Origin of the sequence: Megasphaera sp. AF13-6AC, from assembly GCF_027685385.1 — a bacterium.
Taxonomy (GTDB): Bacteria; Bacillota; Negativicutes; order Veillonellales; family Megasphaeraceae; genus Megasphaera; species Megasphaera micronuciformis.
In genome coordinates, this window is record NZ_JAQCUN010000220.1 from 1 (window position 1) to 1334 (window position 1334).

A 1334-nucleotide genomic window follows, 5' to 3' on the forward strand; every position below is an offset into this window, starting at 1 on the left:
ACACCCTGGATGATACCGGAGTTGGCCAACTCTACTACGGAATTATATGCCCAGCTGTCTTGAGGAACATCCTGGAACGGGTTTGCAGCAAAAGCTGTCGTGCCTACTGCCATGGTCGCAACTAAAGTTGCTAAAAGTTTTTTGTTCATAATAATCTCTCCTTCTGTAAATGCATAAGTTTGCAATTATTGTAATCGGAGAAATATACCTTGCCTTCAAGGGGTCTCGGCGAGTTGTCCATGTTTCCTCTCGTTTCCCGTCTTACCCGGCACTGTATTTTCTCTTGTAAGTTCAGTTCCGAAGCACTTCATCTCTGAACTTGACATGAGTATACCCCCGATTTGAAAACTCGTCAACACTTTTAAGTTTTCATCTTCGTATACATTTTGTGACAGAAAAATCAGATTTTATCCTATTATATCTGCATATTATCCCATAGTATCCTCATAAAAGTCGGTATTTAAGCGACTTTCGGTACTTAAAAGAATTGTAAAGTTTTATACATAATAAGAAGATATTTACCTGTAAGACCAGGTTTTCCGGCAAAAATTTCACTTCTTAGGGTGTTATCGCTTGATAATCATATAAGGGAAATTTGTAAAATTCTCCTAATATGATTATTCCTTAAAGCTACACCACTCGTCTACTTGTCACTTTCGCACGCAAAAAAACAAGACCTCTCGAAGAGAGGTCTTGTTGATAACCGTATTGATTAGAATACGAATACGAACTGTGCACGGGTGAGTTCGTCGATATCCTGGTTAGCTTTCGTCTTGGAGTTGAAAGTCTGGAATACCTGTAACTGTGCGTTCTTAGCGAATGCATAGTCAGCACCTACGCCCCAGCCTTTAACAGCGTTACCGGTACCGATACCGAGGAGGCTATCCGTTCTCCAGTTGCCCGTAGAACCGTATACACCGTTCTTGTCGATGTTTACATAGTCAACCCAGAGGTCCCAAGTCTTCGGCTGAGCGAAGAGAGCTTTACCGTACTGGAGTTTGCCGTAGTATACGTCAGCATCCGTTGACGTACCGGGGTTATTAACCTTCTGGTATTCGCCCAAGAAGTTGAATTTCTTAGCGAAGTTCAAGGACGTATATGCACCCCAGAGATCATCCGGAGCTACTGCACCAGTACCCTTATTGAAGTTGTTGTAGAATGCACCTACAGCAGAGCCTGCTACAGAGCCGCCGCCGAAGAAGCCTTCCAATTCGCCGTAAGCCGTCTTCGTATCGTTCAAGAGGCCTTCTTTAAATTTACCATAGCCTGCCGTTGCAGCCATGTGCTTATTAGCGAATTTGAGTTGAGCGCCGTCGAAGTTATCGCCGTACTGA

General features: G+C 43.5%; 1 protein-coding gene and 1 pseudogene. Both read right to left on the reverse strand.

Going from position 1 to position 1334, the window contains the following annotated elements:
• Positions 1–149 (reverse strand): annotated as a pseudogene (locus PGX78_RS08320) (outer membrane insertion signal); the annotation flags it as partial.
• Between the two features lie 563 nt (positions 150–712).
• Positions 713–1334: putative porin (locus PGX78_RS08325; protein WP_442864823.1), on the reverse strand; the 622-nt coding region annotated here is incomplete at its 5' end.